This is a genomic window from Pyxidicoccus fallax (assembly GCF_012933655.1).
In the GTDB taxonomy this organism is placed as follows: Bacteria; Myxococcota; Myxococcia; order Myxococcales; family Myxococcaceae; genus Myxococcus; species Myxococcus fallax.
Map to the genome: position 1 here is coordinate 1 of NZ_JABBJJ010000170.1, position 26,466 is coordinate 26,466.

Here is a 26,466-nt window from a genome sequence, read left to right on the forward strand (position 1 = left end):
TGTGTATAAGAGACGGGTGTACTGGGGGTGCTCCAGCATCCCCTCCTCGAAGCTCTCCGTGACGGACGAGTCCACGTTGCCCAGCACTCCGGGCACGAGCCGCGCCACCGCGTCCACCACGGCCAGGGCGGCCACCTCGCCGCCGGTGAGGACGAAGTCGCCCAGGGACAGCTCCCCGTCGAGGTACGTCATCACCCGCTCGTCCACGCCCTCGTAGCGGCCGCAGACCAGGATCAGCCCGGCCTCGTGGCGCACCAGCTCGCGCGCCGTGGCCTGGGTGAAGGCCGGCCCCCGAGGACTCATCAGCAGGGCCCGGGCGCCCGGCAGCCTCGCGCGGGCGGCTTCAATCGCGGCCACCAGCGGCTCCGGCTTCATCACCATGCCGGCGCCGCCGCCGTAGGGCGCGTCGTCGGTGACGCGGTGCTTGCCCTCGGCGTACTCGCGGATGTCGGTGACGGTGATGGACAGCAGGCCCTTCTCCTGGGCCTTCCCGAGGATGCTCGCCCCCAGGTACCCGGACACCATGCCGGGAAAGAGCGTGAGGATTTCGACGGGGAACGGCGTGCTCATTCCGCGTCCCCGGAGCCCTCGCCGTCCTCCGGGCCCGCGTCCTCGCCGCCCGTGGCCTCAGGAGCGGCGGCCGCCCCGCGAGCCTGCCCCGGACGGCCGACCTCTTCGTACTCGGGCGGGCGGATGACGATGCGGCCGGCGGCGATGTCCACCGTGGGCACGAAGTCGTCCGCGAAGGGCACCACCAGCTCCGGGCGCTTCGGCGCGCGGATGACGAGGTTGGGCACCTCGCCGGTGGCCCAGATCTCCTCCACGCGGCCCAGCTCGGCGCCGGACTCGTCCACGGCCGTAAGGCCCACCAGGTCGCCCTGGAAGAACTCACCCTCGGCGGGGGGCTCCAGGTCCTCGCGGAAGACGAACACCTTGGACCCCACCAGGGCCTCGGCCTCGGTGCGCGACTCCACGCCCTCGAAGGCGATGATGTTCTCCTTGGGCGTGGGGCGCACCTCCTCCAGGAAGAGCTCGCGCTCTTCCCCGGAGCGGGTGCGCACGAAGACGCGCTCGACGACGTCGAGCGCCTCCGAGGCCGGGTCGAACGTGCGGATGGCCACCTCGCCGCGCAGCCCGTGCGCTCGCGCCACGTAGCCGAGCTCGAGGAGCGGTTGAGGCGTCACCGCGAGGCGTCCGGTCCAGCCGGCGGCGCGGCCGCGCCATTGGGCGCGCTGGCCGCATTGCGCCGGTCGTCGAGGATTTCCAGGCGGACCTTCTGCCCGGACTTCTGGGCGGCTGCGTTGAGCAGCGTCCGGAGGGCGTTCACGGTGCGCCCGTCACGGCCGATGACCTTGCCGACGTCCTCGGGGGCGACCTTCAGCTCGTAGAGCCGGGCACCGTCCGCCTCGGACACGCGCAGGCCGACCTGGTCCGGTTGATCGACCAGGGCCCGCGCCAGATAGGTAAGAAGCTGCTCCACGTCCGCTCAGCGAAGCGTGGTTCAGACCGCGGGAGTGGCCGGCTTGGCCTTGGCGGCGACCTTGATGAGGTCGGCAACCGTCTCCGAGGGAGTCGCGCCCGTCTTCAGCCAGTAGTTCAGCCGCTCCTCGTTGAACTCCACCTTGGGGGGCTCGAGGTTCGGGTCGTACGCGCCGACGGCCTCGATGAACTTGCCGTCCCGGGGGTTCCGGGAGTCGGTGGCGACCACGTGGTAGTACGGCTTCTTCTTGGCGCCCGCGCGGGCGAGACGGAGGACGACGGCCATGAGTTGCTCCAGCGTACAGGTGACAGCTTGAGGAAAGGGGGGCGCTCTTACCGCCGCCCCCGCGGGATTGTCAAGGAAGCTCGGGACCTTATGTCGCGCCGTCGGCGGGAGCGGCATCGCCCCGGTTGGCGAGCTGCCCGCAGGCGCCGGCGATGTCCCGGCCCCGGTTCTTCCGGATGTAGGCGGCGATGTGGTGGTCCGCCAGGATGGCGCGGAACTGCTCCGCCCGCTCCTCCCCAGTGGTGTGGAAGCCCAGCCCGGGGTTCTCGTTGTACGGGATCAGGTTCACCTTCACCGGGATGTCCTTCAGCAGCTCGATGAGCCGGTGGGCATCCTCGTCGGCGTCGTTGAAGCCCTTGATGAGCACGTACTCGAAGGTGATGCGCCGGCCCTGCCGCAGGGGGAACTTCCGGCAGGCGTCCAGCAGCGCCGCGATGTTCCACTTGCGGTTGACGGGCATCGTCTTGTTGCGCTGCTCGTCGGTGCTGGCGTTGAGCGAGATGGCCAGCTTGACGTCCGTCTCCTGGCCGAAGCGCTCGATCATGGGCACCAGGCCCACCGTGGAGACGGTGATGTGCCGGTGGCTGAAGTTGGGCCCGTCCTCGGACTGGAGGATGGAGAGCGCCGTCTTGAGGTTCTCGAAGTTGTGCAGGGGCTCGCCCATGCCCATGAACACCAGGTTGCTGAGCGGGCGGAGCGTCTCCAGGCCCTCGTTCTTCCGGACCTCGCGGTTGACGGCGTGCACCTGGGCCACGATTTCGCCCGGGGTGAGGTTGCGCTTGAGCCCCATGGTGCCCGTCATGCAGAAGCCGCAGGCCATGGCACAGCCCACCTGGGTGGACACGCACAGCGTCTTGCGGTCCTCGGAGGGCATGTAGACGGACTCGATGTAGCGCCCGTCATGCGTCTTCCACCGGTACTTGATGGTGCCGTCGATGCTGCGCAGCTCCACGTCCTTCACGAGCGGGACGATGTCCGCCACGGCCTTGAGCTTCTCGCGCAGGGCCTTGGACAGGTCCGTCATCTCGTCGAACGAGGTGGCGCCGCGCTGGTGCAGCCAGCGGTAGATCTGCGGGGCGCGGAAGGCGCGCTCGCCCAGCGTCTCGGTAACGAAGCAGGTGAGCGCCTCCAGCGACAGGCTGGCCACGTCCACGCGCTTCGCGGGCGCGGGCGCCGGAAGGGGCTCGGTGACAGGCAGGGATGTGGCGGAGGTCTCGGACATCGTCGTTGGGCTTTTAACGGTAGGACCGAAGGCGTCCCTTCCCACACCTGGGCACGGCAAGTCAAAGGAGCCCTCGCTCCCCTCCCCGCCTGGTGGACGCTTCCAGGGCCCTATTGGGCACTTCCTTGAAAGAACAGCGGCCCGGGCCCGCGCCTTCTCGGGCGAGGACTCCAGGCCGCGGCTCTTCACACCGGGGCCCGCGAGGGGCCGGCCGGCTACTTCTGGTACGGGTAGGCCTGGATCTCGGTCTCCCGGAAGAAGTACGCGATCTCGATCTTCGCGTTCTCCAGGCTGTCCGAGCCGTGCACCGTGTTCTTGTCGATGCTGGTGGCGAAGTCCTTGCGGATGGTGCCGGGGGCCGCGTTGGCCGGGTTGGTGGCGCCCATGATGTCGCGGTTGGCGAGGACGGCGTTCTCACCCTCCAGGACCATGAGGACGACCGGGCCGGAGATCATGAACTGCACCAGGTCCTTGAAGAAGGGCCGGGCCTTGTGGACGGCGTAGAAGCCCTCGGCCTCCTTCTGGGAGAGCTGCTGCAGCCGGATGGCGACCGGCTTCAGACCCTTCTCCTCGAAGCGGCTGATGATCTTCCCGATGACGCCCTTCTCCAGACCGTCCGGCTTGATGATGGACAGCGTGCGCTCGATGGCCATGTGACTGGCTCCTCTCGTACTCGTTGGGGTTTAGCGCTTCTTCGGAGCGCCCCGCTTGAGGGCCTCCTGCAGCGTGGTGCCGAGCTCGGCGGGGCTGGCCGCCATCAGGAAGCCAGCGGCCTCCATGGCCTTCATCTTCTCGGTGGCCGTGCCCTTGCCGCCGGAGATGATGGCGCCGGCGTGGCCCATGCGCTTGCCCGGGGGCGCCGACTGGCCGGCGATGAACCCGGCGATGGGCTTGGTGAACTCGCGGGCCACGTACTCGGCGCCGCGCTCCTCGGCGTCGCCGCCGATCTCACCAATCATGATGACCGCGTCCGTCTCCGGGTCGGCGTTGAACAGCTTCAGCACGTCCACGAAGTCGGTGCCGTTGACCGGGTCGCCGCCGATGCCCACGGCGGTGGACTGGCCCAGGCCCAGCTGGGTGAGCTGGTGCACGGCCTCGTAGGTCAGCGTGCCGGAGCGGGACACCACGCCGATGCGGCCCGGCTTGTGGATGTGGCCCGGCATGATGCCGATCTTGCACTTCGCGCCCGGCGTAATCACGCCCGGGCAGTTGGGGCCGATGAGGCGCACGCCCGGCTTGCCCTGCAGGTAGCGCTTGGCGCGCACCATGTCGTTGACGGGGATGCCCTCGGTGATGGTGATGATGAGGGAGATGCCCGCGTCGGCGGCCTCCATGATGGAGTCGGCGGCGAACGGCGGCGGCACGAAGATGACGGAGGTGTTGGCGCCGGCCTGCTTCACGGCGTCAGCCACCGTGTTGTAGACGGGGACCTTGCCCTCGAAGTCGGTGCCGCCCTTGCCCGGAGTCACACCGGCCACGAGCTTCGTGCCGTACTCCAGCATCTGCTTCGCATGGAACGAGCCCGCCGAGCCGGTGATGCCCTGGCAGACCACCTTCGTGTTTTCGTTGACGAGGATGCTCATGGCGTTCCTTCTGGAAAGTGTTGGCGGAAGCGGGCCGGACTACTTGATGGCCGCGACGGCCTTCTCCGCCGCCTGCCGCAGGTTGTCCGCCGGGGTGATGGCGAGGCCGGAGTTGCGCAGCAGCTCCTTGCCCTTCTCCACGTTGGTGCCCTCCAGCCGGACCACGAGCGGGACCTTGAGCTGGACTTCCTTGGCGGCGGCGATGATGCCCTCGGCGATGACGTCGCACTTCATGATGCCGCCGAAGATGTTGACGAGCACCGCCTTCACGGCCGGGTCGGCGAGGATGAGCTTGAAGGCCGCGGTGACCTTCTCCTTGCTCGCGCCGCCGCCCACGTCCAGGAAGTTGGCCGGGGTGCCGCCCACCAGCTTGATGGTGTCCATGGTGGCCATGGCCAGGCCCGCGCCGTTCACCATGCAGCCGATGTTGCCGTCGAGCGCGATGTAGGCCAGGTCCCACTCCTTGGCCTGCGTCTCACGCGGCTCCTCCTCGGCGAGGTCGCGGTACTCCAGCAGGTCCTTGTGCCGGTAGAGCGCGTTCTCGTCGAAGTTCACCTTCGCGTCGAGCGCCACCACGCCGCCATCCTTCAGGATGACCAGTGGGTTGATCTCCACGAGCGAGGCGTCCGTGTCGATGAACATCTTGTAGAGCGACGAGCAGAACTGGACGAACTTGTTCACCGTGGGGCCGGTGAGGCCCAGGCCGAAGGCCAGCTTGCGGCCCTGGAAGTCGGTGAAGCCCACCGCCGGGTCCACCGCCTCGCGGAGGATCTTCTCGGGGTGCTTCTCGGCCACCTCTTCGATCTCCACGCCGCCCTCGCGAGAGGCCATGAAGGTGATGCGGCTGGTGGCGCGGTCCAGCGTCACGCCCAGGTACAGCTCCTGGCCGATGGCGAGGCCTTCCTCGATGTAGACCTTGTGGACCGTCTGGCCCTCGGGCCCGGTCTGGATGGTCTTCAGCTTCATGCCCAGCATCTGCTTGGCGAGGTCCTTGGCCTCGGCCGGGCTCTTGGCCAGCTTCACGCCACCGCCCTTGCCACGGCCGCCCGCGTGAATCTGGGCCTTGACCACGACCACGGGCGTGCCGAGATGCTTGGCGGCGGCTTCCGCCTCATTGGGCGACAGCGCGAGGATGCCCTTCGGCGTGGGCACGCCGTACTTCCGGAAGATTTCCTTGCCCTGGTACTCGTGGATCTTCATCGAGGCTCCGGTGGAGACGAGGGAGACAGCCCTTTATGAGGCGTCAGCGCGGGGCCCTCATTGCGCAGAAACCGACGGATGGCAAGGCCGTTTGACCTCGACGGAACCGCCCTGAACGCCCTGGTGCGCAAAAAATAACCAGGAGTGTCCGCCAGGATGAGCCCGGCTTCACGGCTGAACAGCGCCCGAGTGGACCCGGGAACGGAGGCTCGCTTCGGGAATGCCGAGCCGGGCCGTCCCGGGCGATCAGGACCCGGGTGACGGCCTGGACCGCGGATTCCGGAGAGCCCGGGGCCGGTATGGAACATTCCCCCAGGCGTTCGAATGGCAGGGCGGGACGCCCGTCCCCTCCCCCACCCTGGAGCCTTCGCCCATGGCCCTTCGTTCGTGGCCCCTGCTGTGGCTGTGCCTTCTCGTGGTGCCCGGCCCTGGACTCGCGGCGGAGGGGCCGCGGTCTTCCAAGGAGCCCGCACTGGAGGCCAGGGAGCGCACGCGCATCATCGAGGCGGTCATCGGCCAGGTCCGGGCGCGCCACTACTCCGCGGACAAGGCGGCCCTGGCGGAGCGGATGCTGCGCGCGCGGATGAAACGCGGTGACTACGACGCCATCACTGACCGGCGCGAGCTGGCCGACGTGCTCTCCGAGCACCTGGTGCGGGACGGGCAGGACGCGCACTTCTACGTCGGCTACAGCGCCGAGCCCCTGCCCCGGAACCTGCCCCTGCCCTGGGAGCCCGCGTCTCCCGAGGCGGAGGCCTTTCGCGCCCGGCGCGAGGAGCGGCGGCGACGGAAGACGCTGCGCGAGGCGTACGGCATCGACCGGGTGGAGCGGCTGGACGGCAACGTGGGCTACCTGCGCCTGACCAGCCTGCCTGATGAGAAGTTCGCGGGCGAAGCCGCGGCGGCGGCCATGCGGCTGCTATCCGCCACCGACGCGCTCATCATCGACCTCCAGGGCAATGGAGGCGGTGACAATGCCTTGGCGGCCCTGTACCTGGGCTGGCTGCTGCCAGAGCGCACCCACGTGCTGGACACGGTGTGGAAGGGCCGGCCGAAGGAGTCGCTCCACACGCCCGCGTCCCCACCCGCGGGCCGCTACGGGGACAAGGAGGTCTACGTGCTCACCGACAGGGACACCTTCTCGGCCGCGGAGACGCTCGCGTACGACCTCCAGGCGCGCAAGCGGGCGCGCGTGGTGGGCGAGACGACGCACGGGGGCGCCAACCCGGGCGTGGCCCTGCCCGTGGAGGAGCACTTCATCGTGGGCGTGCCCATGGGCCAGACGGTGCACGCCGTGACGAAGACGAGCTGGGAGGGCGTGGGCGTGAAGCCCGACATGCCCGTGCCGGCGGCGGAGGCGCTGCGCACCGCGCACGTGGCCGCGCTCACGTCACTGGCGAAACGCGCGACGGACCCCGCGCAGGCGGAGGAGGTCCGCGAGGCGCTGAAGGCGCTGGGAGCCGACGCGAAGCCGTGAGCGCTTCATGCGGTCCCCGGCGGAACTTCACGGCCGGGAGGCCGTGACCGGCGGCCACGGTCGTCCGATCGCCGGTTTGCGGTTGTTGGCGTCCGAGCCGAAGCCCGATGCGGCTGCGGCTCCGGTCCCCCGCCCGGCCCGCTCGGCTGGCGCCCGGGGCCCTGAAACGGCGGCGGCCCCGCCCGGCGTCTCGCGAGGGACGCCAGCACGGGGCCGCTTCACCACGGACCGACGGGTCGGACTACCCCGGACCGCCGTGGCTCTTCTGCTCCTCTTCCTTGAAGAAGATGTCCTTGATCATCAGCTTCGTCACCTCGCGGTTCATCACCGCGATGGACGTGGTGAGCGGAATCTCCTTCGGGCAGACCTTCACGCAGTTCTGCGCCTTGCCGCAGTCCTGGATGCCGCCCGGCCCCATCAGCGACCGGACGCGCTCCTCGGACTGCATCTTGCCCGTCGGGTGCATGTTGAACAGACGGGCCTGGCTGATGGCCGCCGCGCCCATGAAGTCGTTGTCGATGGTCACCTGCGGGCACGCCTCGAGGCAGCTGCCGCAGGTGATGCACGTGGACAGCACGTACATGACCGACTGGTCCTTCGGAGACTGGCGCGGGCCCGGCCCCAGGTTGTGGGTGCCGTCCACCGGAATCCAGCCCTTCACCCGCTTGAGCGCGTTGAACATGCGCTCACGGTCCACCGACAAGTCCCTCACCACCGGGAACTTGCTCATCGGCTCCAGGGTGATGGGCTGCTCCAGCTTGTCGATGAGCGCCGAGCACGCCATGCGCACGCGACCGTTGATGTTCATCGCGCAGCTGCCACAGACCTCCTCGAGGCACGCGGCGTCCCAGATCACCGGCGGAACGCGCTTGCCTTCCACCGTGACGGGGTTGCGCTGGATCTCCATCAGGCACGAGATGACGTTGGCGCCCTTCGTATAGGGAACCTTGAACTCATCGAAGTGACCCGGCTTGTTCGGATCATCCTGCCGCCAGATGCGGAAGGTGACGGTCTTCGTGGTGACGGCGCTTGCCTGTGCAGTGTCCATGTCGCTCGACCCTTCACTTCCAAATCAGTTAGGGCGGCCCGCGATGCCCCGCGGGCCCACCAGACGTTGCGTGTCCCGGCTCAGGCGTACCAGCGGGGCTCGGGATCCAGGACCGGCGTGGAAATCTCCTCGTAGGAGATCTGCGGGCCCTGCTCGGCGTGCTTCGCGATGGTCGTCTTCGCCCACTTCTCGTGGCGCTTGCGCCACAGCGACATCCAGTCGGCGTCCTCGCGCGGGTCCTTCGTCTTCGGCTCCGGCAGCGAGAACTCCGGCTTGTAGTGGGCGCCGCGGCTCTCGTCGCGCAGCAGCGCGCTGGTGGCGATGACCTCGCCCAGCTCCAGCATGTTCCACAGCTGGTTGGTGTACGACAGCGCGCGGTTGGCCACGTTGCCCGTGTCCAGCACGTTGACGTTCTTCCAGCGCGACTTCAGCTCGCGGATCTTCTCCACCGTCTTCTTCAGCCGGTCGTTGTACCGGACGACGGTGCAGTTCTCCGTCATGATGTCGCCCAGCTCCTTCGCGAGCGCGTACGGGTTCTCCGCGCCGTTCATCGCCTTGATGGTGGCGAACCGGTCCTCCCAGTACTTCTTCGCGCTCTGGAAGTACTTCTCCGGCATGGCCGCCGCGCTGGTGGCGTTGTTCTTGGCGTAGGCCGCCATGGCCGGGCCGCCAATCATGCCCGAGTAGATGCAGGACAGGAGCGAGTTGGCGCCCAGGCGGTTGGCGCCGTGGAACGCGTAGTCCGCCTCACCCGTGGCGTACAGGCCGGGGATGTTGGTGGACTGGTTGACGGGGCTGCCCTCGAGCGGCGTCTGGGTGCGCGAGTCGGCCTCGAAGCGCACGTACAGGCCGCCCATGGAGTAGTGCATGCCCGGGAAGATGACCATCGGCGTGACGCGCGGGTCGTCTCCCACGAACTTCTCGTAGATCTCCATGACGCCCTTGATCTTGGCGTCCAGCGTCTTGGCCGGGATGTGAGTGACGTCCAGGTACACGCCGTCCTTGCCGCCGATGCCCATGCCCAGGTCGCGGCAGACCATGAAGATCTCGCGCGTGGCCACGTCGCGGGGCACCAGGTTCTTGTACTTGGGGTACTTCTCCTCGAGGAAGTAGAAGCGCTCGCTCTCCGGGATGTCCCGGGGGTTGCGCGTGTCGCCCTTCTTCCGGGGCACCCAGACGCGGCCGCCCTCGCCACGGACGGACTCGCTCATCAGGCGCAGCTTGTCCTCACCCGGGATGGAGGTGGGGTGCACCTGGATGAACTCGCCGTTGGCGTAGATGGCGCCCTCCATGTAGGCGCGACCCGCGGCGGTGCCGGTGTTGATGATGGAGTTGGTGGAGCGCCCGAAGACGATGCCCGGGCCACCCGTGGCGAGGCACACGGCCTCCGCCGGGAAGGTGCGGATCTCCATGGTGCGCAGGTCCACGGCCACGCTGCCGATGACGCGCCCACCCTCGTCCTTCACCGTGCCGAGCCACTCCCAGTACTCGTACTTGGTGACCTTGCCCTCGGACTCGTAGCGGCGCACCTGCTCGTCCAGCGCGTACAGCAGCTGCTGGCCGGTGGTGGCGCCCGCGAAGGCCGTGCGGTGGTGGAGCGTGCCGCCGAAGCGCCGGAAGTCCAGCAGGCCCTCGGAGGTGCGGTTGAACGTCACCCCCATGCGGTCCAGCAGGTAGATGATGCCGGGCGCCGCGTAGCACATGCCCTTGACGGACACCTGCTCCGCGAGGAAGTCGCCGCCACGCAGCGTGTCCTTCACGTGGATGTCCGGGTGGTCACCCTCTCCCTTGGTGTTCACCGCGCCGTTGATGCCTCCCTGGGCGCACACCGAGTGGGAACGTTTGACCGGGACGAGCGAGAGCACATCCACCTGGTGACCCGCCTCCGCGAGCTTGATCGTCGTCATCAGCCCGGCGAGACCGCCGCCCACCACCGTGAACCGCGCTGCTGCTGCCATCATCGTCTCCTTGACTGCCGGACGCCGGACGCTGCCGTCGTGAGCCGGCTCGCCATGTGGCGCGCCAGGGCCCGGACATCCCGTGCGAGATCTACAGGCTAGATAACTTGATGAAACCGCGCCGCAATCATGGAGCGGGCCAGGATAAGCCCGCGTCATTCGCGGCATCAGGCACAGGGCCCGCCGGTCCACCCGGCGGGCCTCGTGCGCCCGTGAAGGGACTACAGCTTGACGGAGTCGACCGTCTTCTTCACCGACTGGAAGGACTTCTCCAGGGCGGCCTTCTCCTCACCGTTGAGGTCCACGGTGATGATCTTCTCCACGCCGCCCGCGCCGATCTGCACCGGGGCGCCGAAGAAGTAGCCGTTGATGCCGTACTGGCCCTCGAGCAGGGCCGCGGCCGGCAGCACGCGCTTGCGGTCGAAGAGGTAGCTCTCCGCCATGGCGATGGAGGAAGCGGCCGGGGCGAAGTAGGCGCTGCCCGTCTTGTAGAGGGCGACCAGCTCCGCGCCACCCTCGCGGGTGCGCTTGATGATGGCCTCCAGCTTGTCCTTGGGCAGCAGCTCCGTCAGCGGCACGCCGCCCACGGTGCTGTGGCGCACGAGCGGCACCATGTCGTCGCCGTGGCCGCCGAGCACCAGCGCCTCCACGTCACGGATGGAGCAGCCCAGCGCCTCGGCCACGAAGCACTTGAAGCGGCTGGTGTCCAGCACGCCCGCCATGCCCGCCACCATGTGCTTGGGCAGCTCGGCGATCTTGTGGAGCGCGAACACCATCGCGTCCAGCGGGTTGGCCACGTTGATGACGAAGGCGTTGGGGGCGTGCTGCTTGATGTTGGCCGCCACGTCCTTCATGATCTTGAGGTTGATCTCGAGCAGGTCCTCGCGGGACATGCCCGGCTTCCGCGGCACGCCGGCGGTGATGATGATGACGTCCGAGCCGGCCACGTCCTTCCAGTCCGTGGAGCCGGTGACGCGGCAGTCATAGCCATCCACCGCGGACAGCTGGTTGATGTCCAGCGCCTTGCCCTTGACCATGCCCTCGGCCGCGGGGATGTCGTAGAGCACCACGTCGCCGAGCTGCTTCTGGACGGCCAGCAGCGCCAGGTTGCCGCCGATCTGACCGCCGCCGATGAGGCCAATCTTCTTCTTGCGATTCTGAGCCATGGATTCGCCCTCTCTCAGGTCCCTGGATGGGGACTACATGTTCTTGATGATGGCCTGCCCGAACTCGCTGCACTTCACTTCCGTCACGGTGCCCTGCCCTTCCTGCTTCATCAGGCGGGCGAAGTCGTAGGTGACGGTCTTGTTGGCGATGGCGCGGTCCATGCCCTTGATCATCAGGTCCGCGGCCTCGTGCCAGCCCAGGTGGCGGAACATCATCTCGCCGGAGAGGATGACCGAGCCCGGGTTCACCTTGTCCTGGTCCGCGTACTTCGGCGCCGTGCCGTGCGTGGCCTCGAACACCGCGTGGCCGGTGACGTAGTTGATGTTGCCGCCCGGCGCGATGCCGATGCCGCCCACCTGGGCCGCCAGCGCGTCCGACAGGTAGTCACCGTTGAGGTTGAGCGTGGCGATGACGTCGAACTCGTCCGGACGGGTCAGCACCTGCTGCAGGGTGATGTCCGCGATGGAGTCCTTGATGATGACCTTGCCGGCGGCCACGGCGGCCTTCTGCTCGGCGTTGGCGGCGTCCTCACCCTTGGCCGCCTTCGTCACCTCCCACTGGTCCCAGGTGTAGACCTTGTCACCGAACTCGCGGGCGGCCAGCTCGTAGCCCCACTTGCGGAAGGCGCCCTCGGTGTACTTCATGATGTTGCCCTTGTGGACCAGCGTGACGCTCTTGCGCTTGTGGTCCACCGCGTACTGGATGGCCGCGCGGATGAGGCGCTCGCTGCCCTCCTTCGACACGGGCTTGACGCCCAGGCCCACGTTGGCCGGGAAGCGGATCTTCCCGAACTCCTTCGGGAACTCCTGCTTCAGCAGGTTCGCGAACTTCTCCGCGGCGGCGGAGCCGGCCTCGAACTCGATGCCCGCGTAGATGTCCTCCGTGTTCTCACGGAAGATGACCATGTCCACCTTGTCCGGCGTCTTCACCGGGCTGGGGACGCCCTTGAAGTAGCGCACGGGCCGCAGGCACACGTACAGGTCCAGGAGCTGGCGCAGCGCCACGTTCAGCGAGCGGATGCCACCGCCCACCGGCGTCGTCAGCGGGCCCTTGATGCCGACGAGGTACGTGCGGAACGCTTCCACCGTCTCGTCGGGCAGCCAGTTGTTGACCTGCTTGAAGGACTTCTCGCCGGCCAGCACCTCGTACCAGGCGATCTTCTTCTGGCCCTTGTAGGCCTTCTCGACGGCGGCATCGAACACCGCCTGAGAGGCGCGCCAGATGTCGCGGCCGGTGCCATCGCCCTCGATGTAGGGGATGATCGGGTTGTTGGGCACGGACAGCTTGCCGTTCTGCAGGGAGATCTTCTCTCCGGAAGACGGGGGCGCCATGGGCGTGGACTCCTGGAAGGTGTGGCCGTGTAAGAAGAGGCGCGGGATAGTCGAAAACAAGCCCCCTCGCGTCAAGGAGTTTGGCCGCCTGGGTGGCGAACGGGCCTATGGAAGGACTTATCGAAGCCAGCGGCGCGACATGCGAGCGCGAGCGCGACCGCGGCACGAGCGCACGGCATGGCGCGCGTCCCCTCCGGCCAGGGCAACTGAAGGGAAGAAAACGAAAAGGGCCGCGGCGCCAGACGCCACGGCCCTTCCAGTCAGCACGGGAGCGACGACTACCAGCTCGACAGGCCCGGCGCGGGCAGCTCCACCGTCACGGTGATGCCGGAGGCGGCGCCGCGCGTCACCTCCAGGGTGCCGCCCATGGAGTCCACCAGCTCGCGAGCGCGGGCCAAGCGGCGGTGCACCGGTCCCACCAGCATGGGCGAGAGGAACACGGCCTTCGCCTCGCGCTCCGACAGCGAGGCCCCCTGCGTCACCACCTGGAAGCGCGGGCCCACGTCGCCGAAGTCGTCGGGCTCGTCCACCGTCAGCTTCACGCCCTGCCCGTTCGCCGTGTCCGAGGCGTGGGCCAGCAGGAGCAGCAGCACCTGGCGCAGGCGGCGGCTGCTGACGCGGGTGGGGACCGGGTCCTGCGGCAGCTCCACCGTCACTTCAACGCCGTGCAGCCGGCGCGTGACGCCCAGCAGCTCCACCGCGTCCGCGACGGCCTCCGTCACGTCCACCCGGAAGACCTCGGGGGCCTCCACCGACTCCAGCGCCGTGAGGCGCACCGTGGGGTTCTGTTCCTGCTGGACGCCATCCAACCGCGTCCCGCCCGTGGTGCTCGCCGCTGCACTCATCCCACACCTCCCTCGAACCGACGACGTTCACTCTAACGGAGGGGGCTGACGAACACCACTCAACTACGAGAAAGTACGCACAGCGTGCCTGACTTGTGACATTACAGTTGCGCGACATCTTCGCCGTGATGTTGTCCACTCCCGGGCAGTGTAAGTCGTGTAACTCGGAGAAGCGCCTGTCATCCCCGACCCACGGCCGTACATTCCCGCCAGCCAGAAAACAGCGTGGCTGGATAAATTCGGTTTGACTGTTCCTTCTGAATCCGTATGATGCGGACCAATAGCGATTCGCCGCCGACCGCAGCACCGCTGGAGCAGGGAGGGACTGTTGTGCTTGCAACTTCGACATCCGCATCAGGCGTTCCTCATCAGCACCGGAGAAGGGGGCTCCTGCCTATGGAAGGGGGAAATCCGCTCTCCACCAAGCGGACGTTGGAGTTCATCAGCCGTGACGCGCTCTTCAATGTGATTCCGCTGCCGCCCGCCGAGGCCGCGCTGGATGACTCGGGTTACTCGCTGCACGGCGCGGGGCCTGACGCCATCACCTGCGCGCTGGGCACGCCGGACGCCTGCATTGGAGAGGTGACGCGGCTGTCGCCCACGGTGGTGTGGGTGACGCCCAAGGGCGCGGTGGACACGTCGGAGCCGCGCACCCTGCCGGTGTACCTGTCCGGCTGCGGGGTGACGCTGGGCCCCATCCGCGGCGCCTTCATCCGCACGGACGCGGAGACGGCGAACGCGCCGGTGGGCCTGCAGCTGGTGGGCGTGACGCTGGAGCAGGGCCGGCAGATCCTCTCGCTGCTGGCGGACGCGCTGAAGCGCGGCGTGGCGGAGCCGGCCGCGTCGGCGCTGCCGGTGCAGGACACCATCGAGGACGCCGAGCGCATCCGCTCCATCCTGGTGGCCATCTGCGCGTCGGGGAACAAGGGCGTGATGCGCCGCACGGGCCGCACGGTCCGCATGGTGCTGGAGCGCTTCAACCCGACGACGTCGCAGCTCGAGTGGCGCACGGACGAGACGGGCGCCGAGTGGGGCGAGGCGCCCTACGACATCGACGTCATCGGCTACAACAGCGCGTACCGCATGAAGCTGGAGGAGGGCACCGCGGAAGGTGACCGGCTCCTCACGCCGCTGCCGAAGCAGATCTTCCGCATCCGTCACCGGTGGCACCGCCGCGTGCCGGCCCCCGCGGGCGTGAGCGTGAGCTTCCACCACCCGCTCTGGCGGGAGCTGGGTGAGCTGGACCGCGAGCTGGTGGACATGTCCTTCTCCGGCATGTGCATCCGCTGCCGGCCGGAGGACCTGATGTTCCCGGGCCTCCTGCCGCCCCTGCTCGAGCTGCGCACGGACAACAACGAGATCATCAGCCTGCGCGGGGAGATCCGCTACGTCAGCAGCGTGCGCGCCGACGGCACCGTCCTGTGCGGCCTGAGCGTGCTGCCCTACTCCTCCGACGAGGCGCGCTGGGTGCGCTTCGTGTCCCAGGCGGCGTCCCCCAACACCCGCACCAGTGAGAACCTGGAGGACGGGCTGTGGGACCTCTTCACCCGCTCCGGCTTCTTCAGCCTGGCGGGCAAGTCCGCCGAGGAGTTCGAGGAGCTGCGCCTGGCCTTCCGCAACATGGCGAAGAAGGCCGCCGAGATTCCCCAGCTCTTCTGCCAGGCGGTGTGGCCGTCCGAGCGCGGGCTGGAGGCGACGCTGTCCTTCATGAAGCCCTACCGCCACTCGTGGATGGGGCACCAGGTCGCGAAGCGCCCGGGCAAGCCGCCCTCCAACGTGTCGGAGCCGGGGCAGATCATGCGCGACCTGTACATGCGCACGTTCGAGCACCCGCAGAGCGACCCGGACTTCAAGTGGGTGGTGGCGTACGTGGAGGCCCTCAACCCGTGGATCGCCAAGGCGCACGTGCGCTACGCCGAGCGACAGATGGCGACCGGCGCGGGCCTGGCCTTCACGCGCAAGGTCCACATGCTCGACATCCTCACGCACGAGCTGACGGGCCGCACCTTCGAGGACATCTCCGTCGGTTCCGCCACGCCGAACGAGCTGACGGTGCTGGCGGACACCATCGCCCGCACGCGCCCCAACTGCTACGTGGAGGCGCTCGACTTCACCCGGGAGCGCATGGAGCTGCGCCCCGTCCAGGCCCGCTGGAAGGAGTTCGGCCTGGAGCGTGAGCGGGAGGTTCTCATCGCCCGCCGCGGTGGCGTTCCGGTCGCCGCCGCCGTCCTGGAGATGGGCCAGCTGGGCACCAATCTCTACAGCCTGCTGGACATGGCCCGCCTGTTCTCCATCACCGAGGCCGGTCCTTCCACCTATGTCGCGCTCGTCGATGCCGCCCGCCGTTGGTACGCCGCGCGCCGCCGCACTTCGTTCCACTACCTCTGTGAGGACGAAGGGGGGGATTACGTGCAGGAGGCCGGCATCCATGGAGGCCCTGATCCGTACATGTGGATCATCTCCTCCAAGCTGATCCCGGACTTCCTGGAGCACATCAGTGAACTGACCATCGGGCGCCGGAGCGCCCTCGCCACCACTCGCCAAGGGTAAAGGGTAGAAGCCATGAGCAAGAAACTCGTCGAGGAGCTGTACGCCCCCCACGTCAAGGAGGCGCGCGAGCGACTCCAGACCCACCCCGCCCTCAAGGCCCTGCTGGATCCGAAGGTGGACCCGGCGCTGGTGGAGGGGTTCCTCATCCAGCTCAACTCCCTGGGCGTGTACATGACGGAGCCCGTGGACGGGTGGATCCGCCGCGCGGGTGAGGCCACGGTGAAGATGGGCCTGACGGACGTGGGCAACCAGCTCATCACCCACGCCAAGCACGAGGCCGGCCACCACCTGATGATGATCGAGGACACCAAGAGCCTCGTCGCCCGGTGGAACCAGCACCGCACCCCGAAGCTGGACGCCGAGGCGCTGCTGAACCAGGCGCCCACCCAGGCGATGAAGGACTACCGCGCCATCCACGAGGACACCATCGTCGGTCCGATGCCGGCGGCCCAGGTGGCCATCGAGTACGAAATCGAGAACCTGTCCGTCGTCTTCGCCCCCGGCCTGATGGACCAGGCCAAGCGCGTGCTGGGCGACAACATCATGGAGGCGATGTCCTTCGTGAAGGAGCACGCCGAAATCGACGTGGGCCACACCGCCCTCAACGAGGTGATGCTGGGCAAGCTGCTGTCCCAGGTCCCCGAGAAGGCCGAAGTCGTGGGCAAGACGGGCGCCCGCGCCCTGGAGATCTACCTCAACTTCATGGCCGACTGCGTCGAGCGCGCCGGGCAGATGCTGAAGTCCGCCGCCGCCTGAGTTCGCGCACCGCATTCACCGCCTGAAGCACGCAGGGCGCCACGGGCAGCAGCAGCCCGCGGCGCCCTCGTTGTTTCTTCCGCTCCCCTGCCCTTTCCGCGCTCCGGTGCGAAGCCGTGCCCGCTTCAGCCGGCGCGCCGCACCGTCTTGTGGCCCCGGCGCGCCAGGGGACGGACGCGGCCGCGGAGCGAGGACTGGAGGTGGCCCAGGCCACCGCCGGCCGCGGTGCCGTACACGTAGCGGTCCGGACGGAGCACGACGAGGTCCGCCCCGTACCGCGCGAACCAGGCGCCCAGCCGCCCCTCCACGTCCAGCACCACCTCCGGCCGGGCGGGGCCCGCGCGCTCCGCCGCGGCCACCTGCACCCAGCGGCCTCCCACGTCCGCCGCCAGCGTCCGGGCCTCGCGCTGCGTCTCCAGCGAGGCCCCGGGGCGCGTCAGCACCACGAAGCCGTCTCCCAGGAGGTCATCCAGCGGGGCATAGCTTCCGTCCGGCAGTTCCACGCGCGGCTGCGGGAAGTACGTGCCCTGCGCGGAGTCCTTCGTCTCGCGGCGGGGGCTCGCGAAGAAGCCCTCGTCCAGCGGAATCACCGGCTTCACCTTGTACTGGCGGATGAAGTCCCCCGTGACGGGCAGGTGGTAGAGCGCCTGGATGAGCATGTTGCGCGCGCGGGCCAGCACCTGTCCGCCCGTCATCATCACCCGGCCCATGGCGTCCGAGCCGCGGATGATTTCCGCCACGTGCGCGCGCCGCTCGAGCTCGTAGGTGTCCAGCAGGGACGCATCCGCCGAGCCCCCGAGCACCAGGGCCAGCTTCCACGACAGGTTCGCCGCGTCACGCAGGCCCGCGCACAGCCCCTGCCCCAGGAAGGGCGGCATCAGGTGCGCGGCATCCCCGAGGAGGAACGCGCGCCCCACCCGCCACTTCTCCGAGATGCGGCTGTGGTACGAGTACACGTTGGCCGAGCGGACCTTCACCGTGGCCGGGTCCAGGTACGGGGCGAGCAGCGCGCGCACGTACTCGGGCTTGCGAACCGCCTCGAGGTCCTCGTCCGGCGCGAGGATGATGTCGAAGCGCATCTCGTCCTTCGCCGTGCGGGTGATGAAGCCCCGGCGCTTCGGGCCGCAGAGGTACGCGGTGAACTCCGGGTCCGGCGAGGCCGTGGTGACGGTGATGGCGAGCGAGTGCTCCAGCGCCGTCGTCCCCTGCAGCTTCAGCCCCAGCTTGCGGCGGATGGCGCTGTGCGCGCCGTCGCAGGCCAGCAGGTAGCGGGCGCGGACCGAGAAGGACTCGCCGCTCGCGCACGCCTTCACCCGCGCGGTGACGCCCTCCGCGTCCTGCACGAAGGACTCCACCTCGTGGCCGCGCCACAGCTCCACGTGCGGGTAGCGCTTCAGGCCGCGGTGCAGCGCCGCCTCCATGCGCGGCTGCTGGAAGAACGCGCCCACGAAGTGGCCGTAGGGCTTGTCCACCTTGGTGAAGTCCACCTCGGCGAGGCAGCGAAGCTCGTCGTCGAGGTACTGCAGGCGCCGGCACGGGAAGAAGCCCGGGTCCAGCTCGCCCACGAGGCCCGCGGACTGGAAGATGCGCTGCGCCTCGTCATCCAGGCTGATGGCCCGGGACTGGGTGTTGGGCAGCGCTTCCCGCTCGATGACGAGGGTCCGCACGCCGTGCTGCCCCAGGAGGTTCGCTGCCATTGCGCCGACCGGCCCACATCCGACGATGATGACATCAACAGACTCTGGAGCCATGTCCGTCTCCCGTTGCGTACGTGCCAAGCTGCTCTGCCTTTGCGCCGAGTCCCCCCTGGCCCAGGGAGATAAAGATATCGACACAACCTGACAACCCCACCAGCGCCGACTCGACTGCTCGTGACGACCGACCTGACCAACATCGGACGTCACGTCCCCAACCCAGTCCCCGCATGACCTGCATTCCCCTCGGAAACCGTCGCGGTTTTCCGACCTCACCGCGACATGCCGATCCGGACGATGCACTGCCCGGCCCTCCGCTCCACATCCTCCCGCCGCCCGCCGTCCCCTTCATCTTCTTGAACGCGGTCGGTGAAATTCCTTGCATGTCTGAGTTTTGTCCCCGCAGAAAAATCTGCCCTCCTCCGGCGTGTCTCGCGCCCGGGTTCATGGTGAAGGAGCACCCCCTGGCGGGATCTCCACGACCCGGCGTCAGTCATTCCTGACTGGCTTCACAATTGCGCCTGGACGCAATGACACGGTGCGGTGCGGGGCCTGAATCCGGGTGTTTGCCAATGGGGTGCGGGCGCCACGGCGGCCGCGTGGCTTGTCCGGCGGGCAGCGGGCGTCCATCCAACCGCCGGGCAACATGATGAGTCCAGGACAGCGAGCAGCCGTGTCTGGAAACCGGCACTGGAGCCCCTCCCAACGCAAGGCGTCGTGATTTCCGTGGCTCACCCGTGTTCCATGTCGGCGCACGCAGTCCCTCAAGGAGCACACAGATGGAATGGCTCGAGTTCCCGCGTTGGTCCCCGGAAGTGGAGCGGCAGTTGGCGATGCAGGCCGCACGCCTGGGGGCGGCCATCAACCGGGGAGCCCACCCGGGCCGCAAGCCCGGTGTCAGCGCCACCGTGGCCGCGGCGTACCGGCTGAACGCGATGCTGCGCGAGTACCCGCGCACCAACCCCTGGGGCCACCCCGCCTCCGAGTGCTGAGCCGCACGCACTCCGGAAGCCCGGTCTTCACTGTCGGAGGGTCCGGGCCCGGAAGCGCGGTGTGACGCACGGGAGACCGGCGCGTGATGCCCCGCCCGCCCTCGCCCGAGGGCCGGGTGCGAGGCCCCCGGTCCCGAGTTTGACTCCAGAATCAGATGTGACGCTGACGCCGGCGGATGGATGGCTGCTGGAGCGTGCGTGGTCAGCCTGACATTCACGCCCGCGTATCCGGCCAGCCTTGTCTGACAATGAACAATACTGGAATGTCGTGCGCTCGACCCTGGCGCCCCCGTCCTCTCGCGCGGCGTGTCGCGGATGAGACACGGGAGCTCGCGACTCGACGCGGCCCCCGCGCGTCTTCAGGTGCTGGAGCGCTGTCGCAGCACGGTGCGCTCGACCTTGCCCATCGCATTGCGCGGCAGCGCATCCACCCACGTGAAGCGCGCGGGAGTCTTGAAGCCCGCGAGTGATTGGCGGCACCACGCAGACAGCGTCTCGGCATCGGGGCGTGGCTGACCGGGACGCTGCGTGAGAAAGGCCATGGGCACCTCGCCCCAGCGCGCGTCCGGTACTCCGACCACCGCGGCTTCCTGTATCGCCGGGTGGTTCGCGAGCACCGCCTCCACCTCCGCCGGGTAGATGTTCTCGCCACCGCGCACGATGAGGTCCGTGCGCCGCGACAGCACCGTGAGCCGCCCGCGCGCGTCCAGCACGCCGAGGTCCTTCGTGCGCAGCCAGCCGTCACGCAGCGCCTCGGCCGTCGCATCCGGGCGCCGCCAGTAGCCCGCCATCACCGTGGGACCGCGCACCTCGATGTCGCCTTCCTCGCCGGGCCCTCTCGCGGTGCCGTCCACGCCGACGATGCGGACCTCCGTGCCGGGCAGCGGTGGCCCCGCGGTGCGCCCGTCGGACTCGGTGGGACGCTCGGTCGTCGCCTGGGAGCAGGCCTCGGTGAGGCCGTAGGTCTGCAGCGCCAGCAGGCCCGCCTTGCGCGCGCGTTCCAGCAGCGGCAGCGGCACCGGGCCTCCGCCAATGAGCGCGAGGCGGAAGGAAGGCGGCACGGGCCGGTCGCCGCGTGCGTCCAGGACGCGCTCCAGCGTGGTGGCCACCAGGCTCGCGTGGGAGATGCCTTCCGAGTCGATGGCGCGGTTGACGGCGTCCGCGTCGAAGCGGTCATGCAGCACGAGGCAGCCGCCCTCGTAGGCCGTGCGCGTCAGCATGGCCAGGCCACCCACGTGGAAGAGCGGCAGCGTGCCCAGCCAGCGCGGCGCGGGGTGCTCGCCCAGGTTGGCCGCGGAGGCCTTCGCGGAGGCCCGGAAGTTCCCCTCCGTCAACACCGCGCCCTTGGGCCGCCCCGTCGTTCCACTCGTGAAGAGGATGACCCGGGACGCGGTCTCCGCGAGGGGCTCGCACGTGGGAGACGAGGTCGAGGCCGCGAAGGACTCCAGGGGCTCGGCGCCGGAGAGCCTGTCCATCAGCGTGCCGAGTGCCAGGATGAGCCGTGGCTCCACGTCCTCCCGGAGCGGCGCGAGCTCGGCCGGCGTGAGGCGCGCGTTGAGGGGGGCCAGCACCGCGCCCAGGCGCCCCAGGGCCCAGAAGAGGAACACGGAGGCCACGTGGTTCGTCGCGAGGAGCGCCACGCGCTCACCGGCTGCGATGCCCCGGGCTTCGAGCGCCGCGACCCAGCGGGCCACCTCGGCGTCCAGCGCACGGTACGTCCACGCCTGGCCGGTGAAGGTGAGTGCCTCCGCGTCGGGATGCCGCCGTGCGCCCTCGCGAATGGGGCATCCACAGACCGTACTCCGGCCGCCTTCCCTTCCACCTGCTTCGCTCATCGGGTCGTCATCCTCACGCCTCGTGGGCCTCGCGCTTGCCGGGCGGGTCACAATGCATCGCTTCTACCGACGCCAGCCCGCCTTCGCATCGATGCCCGAACAACCTCAGGCGCGTGGACTTATCGCCCCTCGCAGCGGTCGGTCATCCTCCCAGGAGCTTCAGGTCCAGCCCGAGCCCCGACGCCTGCGGCAGCCGGATGTGGCCCTCCACGGGCCGGTACGGGTGCGCGGGTGGCTCGTGCGCGAACAGCCGCCCTACCGCGAGCCCCGAAGCCAGCGCTCCCGAGGGCAGTGCCGCCGCCAGATGCGCCGCACCCGCTCGCGCCACCACGCCATCCAGCGAGCTCGTCACGTACGACTGCATGCCCAGCCGCGCCGCGCGCATCGCCACCACGAGGCATGGCAGCAACCCGCCCAGCACCATCGGCTTGAGCACCACCGCGCCAACCGCCGGGCCTCCGCCCATCAGCGGGTCCACCGCCAACAGGGCCCGCAGTGCCTCCGGCGAGCCGAGCGACTCGTCCGCGGCCACGATGCATGGCGCCCGCCGTTGCACCCGCCACAGCGCCGCCAGGTCCTCCGGCGGCGTGGGCTGCTCCACCAGCTCCAGGCCGTACCACCCCAGCTTGTCCAGCGCGCGCTTCGCGTCGGGCTCGGACCAGCCACCGTTGGCGTCCAGCCGCAGCTTCACGTCCGGCCCCACCGCCTCGCGCACCGCCTTCACGCGCTGCTCGTCTTCTTCCAGCGGCCGGCCCGCCACCTTCAGCTTCAGCGTGCCGTAGCCCTCGGCCACCGCCGCGCGTGCCTCCTCCGCCAGCGCCTCCGGCCCCTCCGCGCCCAGCAGCGCGTTCACCACCACCTCCGGCCGGGCCTCCTCCGCCAGCAGCCAGCACAGCGGCACGCCCTGCCGCTGCGCCAGCAGGTCCAGCAGCGCCAGCTCCAGCGCGTGCTCCGCGGCGGGCATCGGGCCTTCCGGCGTGGGCTGCTTGGAGCGGATGCGCACGCCCTCGCCCCGTGCCACCTCCGGCGGAAACGGAGACAGCGTGTCCTCGATGGCGCGCACCGAGTCCCCGAGGAACTGCCCTTCCAGCGCCGACAGCCAGGCCCTCAGCGTGGTGCCACAGTCGGCCAGCGACTCCGTGCCGAACTCCGGCAGCGGCATCGCCTCGCCGAGCCCCACCCGCCCCTCCTCGTCCACCAGCCGCACGAGGAAGCCCTCGCGCGCCGAATGGGTGCCTCGGGCCGTCTTCAGGGGCTGGAGCAAGTCCAGCCGCAGCGGGGTCAGCGTCGCCTGGGCAATGCGCATGGGCTCACATCATCACCGCAAGTACAGCCCCAACGCGAATAGCAGACCAAACACGAGCTGCAGCTTCGCCGTTCCCCCCAGTGCCGGGTTCAGGGCCGCCCCCTCGGCGGTCAGCATCAACCTCAGGGGTGGAATCGCCAGGGGTAGACTCAGCATGGCCAGGAAGACCCAGGGGCTCGCCCACCCCAGCGCATACATGACGAAGGGCGTGGCGTAGGAGAGCACGAGCAGCAGCACGTACTCCGCTCGCCCCATGCCCGTGCCGAAGCGCACCACCAGCGTCCGCTTGCCGGCCTTCACGTCCGTGCTGGCGTCGCGCTGGTTGTTGGTGACGATGAGCATGGTTCCAATGGCACCCACCGGCACCGCCGCCAACCACGCCGCCGGGGCCACCGTGCCCGCCTGCACGTAGTAAGTGCCCGTCACCGCCACCAGCCCGAAGAAGATGAAGACAAACACATCCCCCAGCCCGTGGTAGCCCAGCGGGAAGGGGCCGCCCGTGTACGCGTAGCCGCACAGCAGCGACGCGAGGCCGATGGCGATGATGGGCCAGCCGCCCACCACCACGAGGTACAGCCCCACCACCGTCGCCAGCCCGAAGCACGCGGCGGCGCCCGCCAGCACCGTGCTCGGTGCGATGAGGCCACTCTGCGTCACGCGCTTGGGGCCGAGCCGCTCGTGCGTGTCCGCGCCCTTCTTGAAGTCGTAGTAGTCGTTGATGAAGTTGGTGCCAATCTGGATGAGCATCGCGCCCACCAGCGCCGCCACGGCCGGCAGCACGCGCCCCACGCCCATGCTGAACGCGAGCGCCGTGCCCACCAGCACCGGCACCAGCGCCGCCGTCAGCGTCTTGGGCCGCGCCGCCATCACCCAGAGCTTCACGCCCGGGCGCGGCTTCAGCGCCTCGGGGCTCATTCCCGGAACCGACGTGCTCACGGGCTCACCCTCTCCGCGCCCGCCACCGTGACGGCGGGGCTGTCGAACTGCGGCGCCTCGTACCAGGGCGTCTGGAGGAAGCCCAGCACCTCGCGGGCGTACTCCTCCGGCGCCTCGAGGTGCGGCGCGTGGTGGCAGTCGGTGAAGGAGCGCCGCCACACCACCGGCAGCTCCGCGGCCATGCGGCGCGCCGTCTGCGTGAACTTCGCGTCCTTCGCCCCCGTCAGCAGCAGCGTGGGCAGCCGCTGCCCGTGCAGCTCCGGCCAGTAGTCCGGCTGCACACCGAGGCCCAGGCACTCCAGCGCCCCGGCCAGTCCCTCCGGCGTGCAGGCGCGGCGGCGGGCGCGCAGGGCGTCCTTGAGGTCAGGGGCCAGGCCGCGCAGGCCCTCGAACAGGGGCAGCGACTCCCAGCGGTCCACGAAGGCCTCCACGCCCCGCGTCCGGATGAAGGCCGCGAGCTGCGCGTCCGCCTCGCGACGGGCAGCCCGCTCCTGGCGCCGGTGCAGGCCCGGCGAGCCGCTCTCCATGATGAGTCGCCCGAAGCGATTCGGAGCGCGCACGGCCGCCGCCAGCGCCACCCGCGCGCCCTGCGAATAGCCCAACAGGTCCACCGTGCCGTGCCCCAGCCGGTCCACCAGCGCCACCAGCGCGTCCACCGTCTCCAGGAAGCCCTCGCGGCCCTTGCGGTCCGGCAGCGGCGTGGCGCCATGGCCCGGCAGGTCCACGGCCACCGCGCGCACCGAGCGGCCCAGCAGCGGGCGCAGGTGGTCGAAGGAGTGCCGGCTGCCGGTGAAGCCGTGCAGCAGCACGAGGGTCCGGGGGCCGTCGCCCCACGTCTCATATGCCAGCGTCACGCCCATGGTCCGTCTCCCAGTGCGGCGGCCATCCGCGCGAAGAGCCGCCGGTGTTCGTCCACGGTGGAGGCCCGGTCCACCCGCGCCTCCACCAGATGCAGTCCGCCCTCCAGGCCCTCGCGCACCGCCGCTCGCAGCGCCGCGGGCGTCGTGGGCCGGTGCAGGCGCGCGCCTCCGAGCGCCGCCGCGTGGGACAGGTCGACCCCGTGAGGGGTGCCGAAGAGGGCCTCGAACTCGTCCGGCTTCGCCGCCTGGGCGATGGGCAGGAACGAGAAGATGCCGCCGCCGTCGTTGTTCACCGCCACCACCGTGAGCGACACGCGCGCCCGCGCCGCGGTGACGAAGGCGCCCACGTCGTGCAGCAACGCCAGGTCTCCGGTGAGCAGCACCGCCGGCCGCCCCGCCGCCGCCGCCATGCCGAGCGCGCTGGAGATGATTCCGTCGATGCCATTGGCCCCGCGGTTGGCCAGCACCCGCAGCGGCACCGCGCTCGCCGGAGCGAAGGCGTCCACGTCACGGATGGGCATGCTGCTGGACACGAACAGCGGCGCCCCGGCCGGCAGGGCCGCCACCACCTCGCGGGCGATGCGCGGCTCGTCGAGCACCTCGGGCCGCTCGGCGAAGGCGGCCTCCAGCGCGGCACGCGCCAGCCGCTCCGCGCCGAGGAAGCCCTGGGCCCACTTCCCCGCCCCGCGCGACAGGCCCCGCGCCAGCGCCTCGCACGCCGCCACCGCCGAGCCCTCCACCACCAGGGCCGCGCGGTGCGCCGGGTCGAACAGCGCGCCGCCGTCGCTGAAGAGCACGATGTCCGCGCCCGACGCGTCCAGCCACTGCTGCGGCACCTTCGGCGTCAGCCCGCCGCCGAAGCGCAGCACCAGCTCCGGCCGGTGCGCCTTCGCGAAGGGCGCGTGGCGCAGCAGCGCGTCGTAGTGGGACACCGTCAGCGGGCCGCCGCCGTAGCGGGCCTGCGAGGTGGCCTCGGCCAGCACCGGGTAGCCCGTCGCCAGCGACAGCGCGCTGATGGCCTCGGCGAACCCGTCCGCCTCGTCGCGCGGGCCGCAGACGATGACGCCCCGCTCGGTGGCGGCGATGCGCCGGCGCACGTCCTCCAGCGCGGCCGGGTCCGGCACGGGCGCGGGCGGGACGATGCGCGTCAGCGGCGCCCCGGGACGGCCCGCCTTCGCCAGCGCGGACAGGCGCTCTTCTCCGAAGGGCTCGGGCGTGGGCGCCAGCGGCTCGCGGAAGGGCACGTTGAGCTGCACCGCGCCTCGCGGCGCCCGCATCGCGGTGGCCACGGCGCGGGCGGCGGTGGCACGCAGGTGGCCCAGGGCCACGTCACTGGCCTCCGGCTGGCCCAGGTCCGCGAAGAGGCGCGCGTGCTCGCCATAGAAGCGCGCCTGCGCCACCGTCTGCGGCGCGCCCCATCCCTGCAGCTCCAGCGGCCGGTCCGCCGTCAGCACCACCAGCGGCACGTGCGACAGCGCCGCCTCGATGACCGCCGGGTAGAAGTGCGCGCCCGCCGTGCCGCTGGTCGCCACCACCACCACCGGCGCCCGCGACTGCTTCGCGAGCCCCAGCGCGAAGAAGCCCGCGCTCCGCTCGTCGATGACGGACCAGGTGCGCACACCCTCCGTCCTCGCGCATGCCAGCGCCAGCGGCGACGAGCGCGAGCCCGGACACACCACCGCGTGCCGCACGCCTCCTCGCGCCAGCTCCTCCAACAACGCCCGTGCCCACAGCACGTTGAGGTTAGCGTCTGACGACATCCCCGCCTCCCAGCGCCCGCAACATGGCCAGGCTCTTCATCTCCGTCTCCCGCCACTCGGCCTCCGGGGTGGAGCCCGCGACCAGGCCCACCCCCACGAACAGCCGAGCCTTCGCCCCTCGAACCAGCGCCGAGCGCAGCGCCACCATCAGGTGCGCGCGCCCCTGCCCCACCCCTGTCTC

24 protein-coding genes are annotated in these 26,466 nt (G+C 69.8%); 4 read left to right on the forward strand and 20 right to left on the reverse strand.

Annotated features, from left to right (window positions below; genetic code table 11):
• The 8 genes from trmD to sucC form a co-directional block, all read right to left on the reverse strand.
• Positions 1 to 570, reverse strand: a 570-nt coding sequence (gene trmD, locus HG543_RS30380) for a tRNA (guanosine(37)-N1)-methyltransferase TrmD (RefSeq protein WP_169348397.1), incomplete at its 3' end; no start/stop codon positions are given.
• Positions 567 to 1,184, reverse strand: a complete 618-nt coding sequence (rimM, locus tag HG543_RS30385; protein ID WP_169348398.1) for a ribosome maturation factor RimM — start codon at positions 1,182 to 1,184, stop codon at positions 567 to 569. The genes rimM and trmD, both read right to left, overlap by 4 nt.
• Positions 1,181 to 1,480 (reverse strand): KH domain-containing protein, encoded by a 300-nt coding sequence (locus HG543_RS30390; protein WP_169348399.1) that lies wholly within the window; start codon positions 1,478 to 1,480, stop codon positions 1,181 to 1,183. Before HG543_RS30390 ends, rimM begins: the two co-directional genes overlap by 4 nt.
• Positions 1,481 to 1,501: 21 nt before the next feature.
• Positions 1,502 to 1,765, reverse strand: coding sequence for a 30S ribosomal protein S16 (gene rpsP / locus HG543_RS30395; RefSeq protein WP_169348400.1), 264 nt, complete (start codon positions 1,763 to 1,765; stop codon positions 1,502 to 1,504).
• Between the two features lie 88 nt (positions 1,766 to 1,853).
• A complete protein-coding gene (rlmN, locus tag HG543_RS30400) occupies positions 1,854 to 2,987 on the reverse strand; it encodes a dual-specificity RNA methyltransferase RlmN (protein WP_169348401.1) in 1,134 nt (377 codons plus the stop codon).
• A gap of 215 nt (positions 2,988 to 3,202) precedes the next feature.
• A complete protein-coding gene (ndk, locus tag HG543_RS30405) occupies positions 3,203 to 3,640 on the reverse strand; it encodes a nucleoside-diphosphate kinase (RefSeq protein WP_169348402.1) in 438 nt (145 codons plus the stop codon).
• A gap of 30 nt (positions 3,641 to 3,670) precedes the next feature.
• A complete protein-coding gene (gene sucD, locus HG543_RS30410) occupies positions 3,671 to 4,570 on the reverse strand; it encodes a succinate--CoA ligase subunit alpha (protein ID WP_169348403.1) in 900 nt (299 codons plus the stop codon).
• A gap of 39 nt (positions 4,571 to 4,609) precedes the next feature.
• Entirely contained in the window at positions 4,610 to 5,770 is a 1,161-nt protein-coding gene (sucC, locus tag HG543_RS30415) for an ADP-forming succinate--CoA ligase subunit beta (protein ID WP_169348404.1), read from the reverse strand.
• A gap of 373 nt (positions 5,771 to 6,143) precedes the next feature.
• Between sucC and HG543_RS30420 the strand changes: the two genes are divergently transcribed.
• Positions 6,144 to 7,247, forward strand: coding sequence for a S41 family peptidase (locus tag HG543_RS30420; protein WP_169348405.1), 1,104 nt, complete (start codon positions 6,144 to 6,146; stop codon positions 7,245 to 7,247).
• 241 nt (positions 7,248 to 7,488) lie between these two features.
• Here HG543_RS30420 and sdhB read toward each other — a convergent pair whose 3' ends face one another.
• The 5 genes from sdhB to HG543_RS30445 form a co-directional block, all read right to left on the reverse strand.
• On the reverse strand, positions 7,489 to 8,295 hold the full coding sequence (sdhB, locus tag HG543_RS30425; RefSeq protein ID WP_169348406.1) for a succinate dehydrogenase iron-sulfur subunit: 807 nt from the start codon (positions 8,293 to 8,295) through the stop codon (positions 7,489 to 7,491).
• Positions 8,296 to 8,375: 80 nt separating this feature from the next.
• Positions 8,376 to 10,253: a succinate dehydrogenase flavoprotein subunit gene (sdhA, locus tag HG543_RS30430; protein ID WP_169348419.1), complete on the reverse strand. Its 1,878-nt coding sequence runs from the start codon at positions 10,251 to 10,253 to the stop codon at positions 8,376 to 8,378.
• A 221-nt stretch (positions 10,254 to 10,474) separates the two neighbouring features.
• On the reverse strand, positions 10,475 to 11,419 hold the full coding sequence (gene mdh, locus HG543_RS30435; RefSeq protein ID WP_169348407.1) for a malate dehydrogenase: 945 nt from the start codon (positions 11,417 to 11,419) through the stop codon (positions 10,475 to 10,477).
• Positions 11,420 to 11,452: 33 nt separating this feature from the next.
• A complete protein-coding gene (icd, locus tag HG543_RS30440) occupies positions 11,453 to 12,751 on the reverse strand; it encodes an NADP-dependent isocitrate dehydrogenase (protein ID WP_169348408.1) in 1,299 nt (432 codons plus the stop codon).
• 278 nt (positions 12,752 to 13,029) lie between these two features.
• Positions 13,030 to 13,596 (reverse strand): histidine kinase, encoded by a 567-nt coding sequence (locus HG543_RS30445; protein WP_169348409.1) that lies wholly within the window; start codon positions 13,594 to 13,596, stop codon positions 13,030 to 13,032.
• A gap of 396 nt (positions 13,597 to 13,992) precedes the next feature.
• Here HG543_RS30445 and HG543_RS30450 point away from each other — a divergent pair, with 396 nt between their 5' ends.
• Complete coding sequence (locus HG543_RS30450) at positions 13,993 to 16,146, forward strand: hypothetical protein (RefSeq protein ID WP_171818113.1); 2,154 nt, start codon at positions 13,993 to 13,995, stop codon at positions 16,144 to 16,146.
• Positions 16,147 to 16,158: 12 nt separating this feature from the next.
• The gene (locus HG543_RS30455) at positions 16,159 to 16,902 is read left to right on the forward strand and encodes a hypothetical protein (protein WP_169348411.1); all 744 of its coding nucleotides are present in this window, start codon (positions 16,159 to 16,161) and stop codon (positions 16,900 to 16,902) included.
• A gap of 125 nt (positions 16,903 to 17,027) precedes the next feature.
• Here HG543_RS30455 and mhpA read toward each other — a convergent pair whose 3' ends face one another.
• Positions 17,028 to 18,653 (reverse strand): bifunctional 3-(3-hydroxy-phenyl)propionate/3-hydroxycinnamic acid hydroxylase MhpA, encoded by a 1,626-nt coding sequence (mhpA, locus tag HG543_RS30460; RefSeq protein WP_169348412.1) that lies wholly within the window; start codon positions 18,651 to 18,653, stop codon positions 17,028 to 17,030.
• 722 nt (positions 18,654 to 19,375) lie between these two features.
• On the opposite strand from mhpA, the gene HG543_RS30465 reads away from it, so the two are divergent.
• On the forward strand, positions 19,376 to 19,588 hold the full coding sequence (locus tag HG543_RS30465) for a hypothetical protein (protein WP_169348413.1): 213 nt from the start codon (positions 19,376 to 19,378) through the stop codon (positions 19,586 to 19,588).
• Between the two features lie 359 nt (positions 19,589 to 19,947).
• Here HG543_RS30465 and menE read toward each other — a convergent pair whose 3' ends face one another.
• The 6 genes from menE to HG543_RS30495 all read right to left on the reverse strand — a co-directional run.
• Positions 19,948 to 21,423 carry an o-succinylbenzoate--CoA ligase gene (gene menE, locus HG543_RS30470; protein WP_169348414.1) on the reverse strand — a complete coding sequence of 492 codons (1,476 nt, stop codon included), beginning with the start codon at positions 21,421 to 21,423 and terminating at the stop codon, positions 19,948 to 19,950.
• A 142-nt stretch (positions 21,424 to 21,565) separates the two neighbouring features.
• The gene (locus tag HG543_RS30475) at positions 21,566 to 22,729 is read right to left on the reverse strand and encodes a mandelate racemase/muconate lactonizing enzyme family protein (protein WP_169348415.1); all 1,164 of its coding nucleotides are present in this window, start codon (positions 22,727 to 22,729) and stop codon (positions 21,566 to 21,568) included.
• 12 nt (positions 22,730 to 22,741) lie between these two features.
• Positions 22,742 to 23,665, reverse strand: coding sequence for a 1,4-dihydroxy-2-naphthoate polyprenyltransferase (locus HG543_RS30480; RefSeq protein WP_169348416.1), 924 nt, complete (start codon positions 23,663 to 23,665; stop codon positions 22,742 to 22,744).
• Positions 23,662 to 24,525 (reverse strand): 2-succinyl-6-hydroxy-2,4-cyclohexadiene-1-carboxylate synthase, encoded by an 864-nt coding sequence (menH, locus tag HG543_RS30485; protein WP_169348417.1) that lies wholly within the window; start codon positions 24,523 to 24,525, stop codon positions 23,662 to 23,664. The genes HG543_RS30480 and menH overlap by 4 nt, the downstream gene beginning before the upstream one ends.
• Positions 24,516 to 26,285 carry a 2-succinyl-5-enolpyruvyl-6-hydroxy-3-cyclohexene-1-carboxylic-acid synthase gene (gene menD, locus HG543_RS30490; RefSeq protein WP_169348418.1) on the reverse strand — a complete coding sequence of 590 codons (1,770 nt, stop codon included), beginning with the start codon at positions 26,283 to 26,285 and terminating at the stop codon, positions 24,516 to 24,518. Before menD ends, menH begins: the two co-directional genes overlap by 10 nt.
• Positions 26,269 to 26,466 (reverse strand): chorismate-binding protein (locus HG543_RS30495; RefSeq protein WP_211194260.1); only part of this gene is annotated, 198 nt, incomplete at its 5' end. The genes menD and HG543_RS30495, both read right to left, overlap by 17 nt.

Bases quoted from the DNA above. Each gene is read 5' to 3' on its own strand.
- rpsP (WP_169348400.1), bottom strand. From the start codon at position 1,765: ATGGCCGTCGTCCTCCGTCTCGCCCGCGCGGGCGCCAAGAAGAAGCCG.
- rlmN (WP_169348401.1), bottom strand. From the start codon at position 2,987: ATGTCCGAGACCTCCGCCACATCCCTGCCTGTCACCGAGCCCCTTCCG.
- ndk (WP_169348402.1), bottom strand. From the start codon at position 3,640: ATGGCCATCGAGCGCACGCTGTCCATCATCAAGCCGGACGGTCTGGAG.
- sucD (WP_169348403.1), bottom strand. From the start codon at position 4,570: ATGAGCATCCTCGTCAACGAAAACACGAAGGTGGTCTGCCAGGGCATC.
- sucC (WP_169348404.1), bottom strand. From the start codon at position 5,770: ATGAAGATCCACGAGTACCAGGGCAAGGAAATCTTCCGGAAGTACGGC.
- HG543_RS30420 (WP_169348405.1), top strand. From the start codon at position 6,144: ATGGCCCTTCGTTCGTGGCCCCTGCTGTGGCTGTGCCTTCTCGTGGTG.
- sdhB (WP_169348406.1), bottom strand. From the start codon at position 8,295: ATGGACACTGCACAGGCAAGCGCCGTCACCACGAAGACCGTCACCTTC.
- sdhA (WP_169348419.1), bottom strand. From the start codon at position 10,253: ATGGCAGCAGCAGCGCGGTTCACGGTGGTGGGCGGCGGTCTCGCCGGG.
- mdh (WP_169348407.1), bottom strand. From the start codon at position 11,419: ATGGCTCAGAATCGCAAGAAGAAGATTGGCCTCATCGGCGGCGGTCAG.
- icd (WP_169348408.1), bottom strand. From the start codon at position 12,751: ATGGCGCCCCCGTCTTCCGGAGAGAAGATCTCCCTGCAGAACGGCAAG.
- HG543_RS30445 (WP_169348409.1), bottom strand. From the start codon at position 13,596: ATGAGTGCAGCGGCGAGCACCACGGGCGGGACGCGGTTGGATGGCGTC.
- HG543_RS30450 (WP_171818113.1), top strand. From the start codon at position 13,993: ATGGAAGGGGGAAATCCGCTCTCCACCAAGCGGACGTTGGAGTTCATC.
- HG543_RS30455 (WP_169348411.1), top strand. From the start codon at position 16,159: ATGAGCAAGAAACTCGTCGAGGAGCTGTACGCCCCCCACGTCAAGGAG.
- mhpA (WP_169348412.1), bottom strand. From the start codon at position 18,653: ATGGCTCCAGAGTCTGTTGATGTCATCATCGTCGGATGTGGGCCGGTC.
- HG543_RS30465 (WP_169348413.1), top strand. From the start codon at position 19,376: ATGGAATGGCTCGAGTTCCCGCGTTGGTCCCCGGAAGTGGAGCGGCAG.
- menE (WP_169348414.1), bottom strand. From the start codon at position 21,423: ATGAGCGAAGCAGGTGGAAGGGAAGGCGGCCGGAGTACGGTCTGTGGA.
- HG543_RS30475 (WP_169348415.1), bottom strand. From the start codon at position 22,729: ATGCGCATTGCCCAGGCGACGCTGACCCCGCTGCGGCTGGACTTGCTC.
- menH (WP_169348417.1), bottom strand. From the start codon at position 24,525: ATGGGCGTGACGCTGGCATATGAGACGTGGGGCGACGGCCCCCGGACC.
- menD (WP_169348418.1), bottom strand. From the start codon at position 26,285: ATGTCGTCAGACGCTAACCTCAACGTGCTGTGGGCACGGGCGTTGTTG.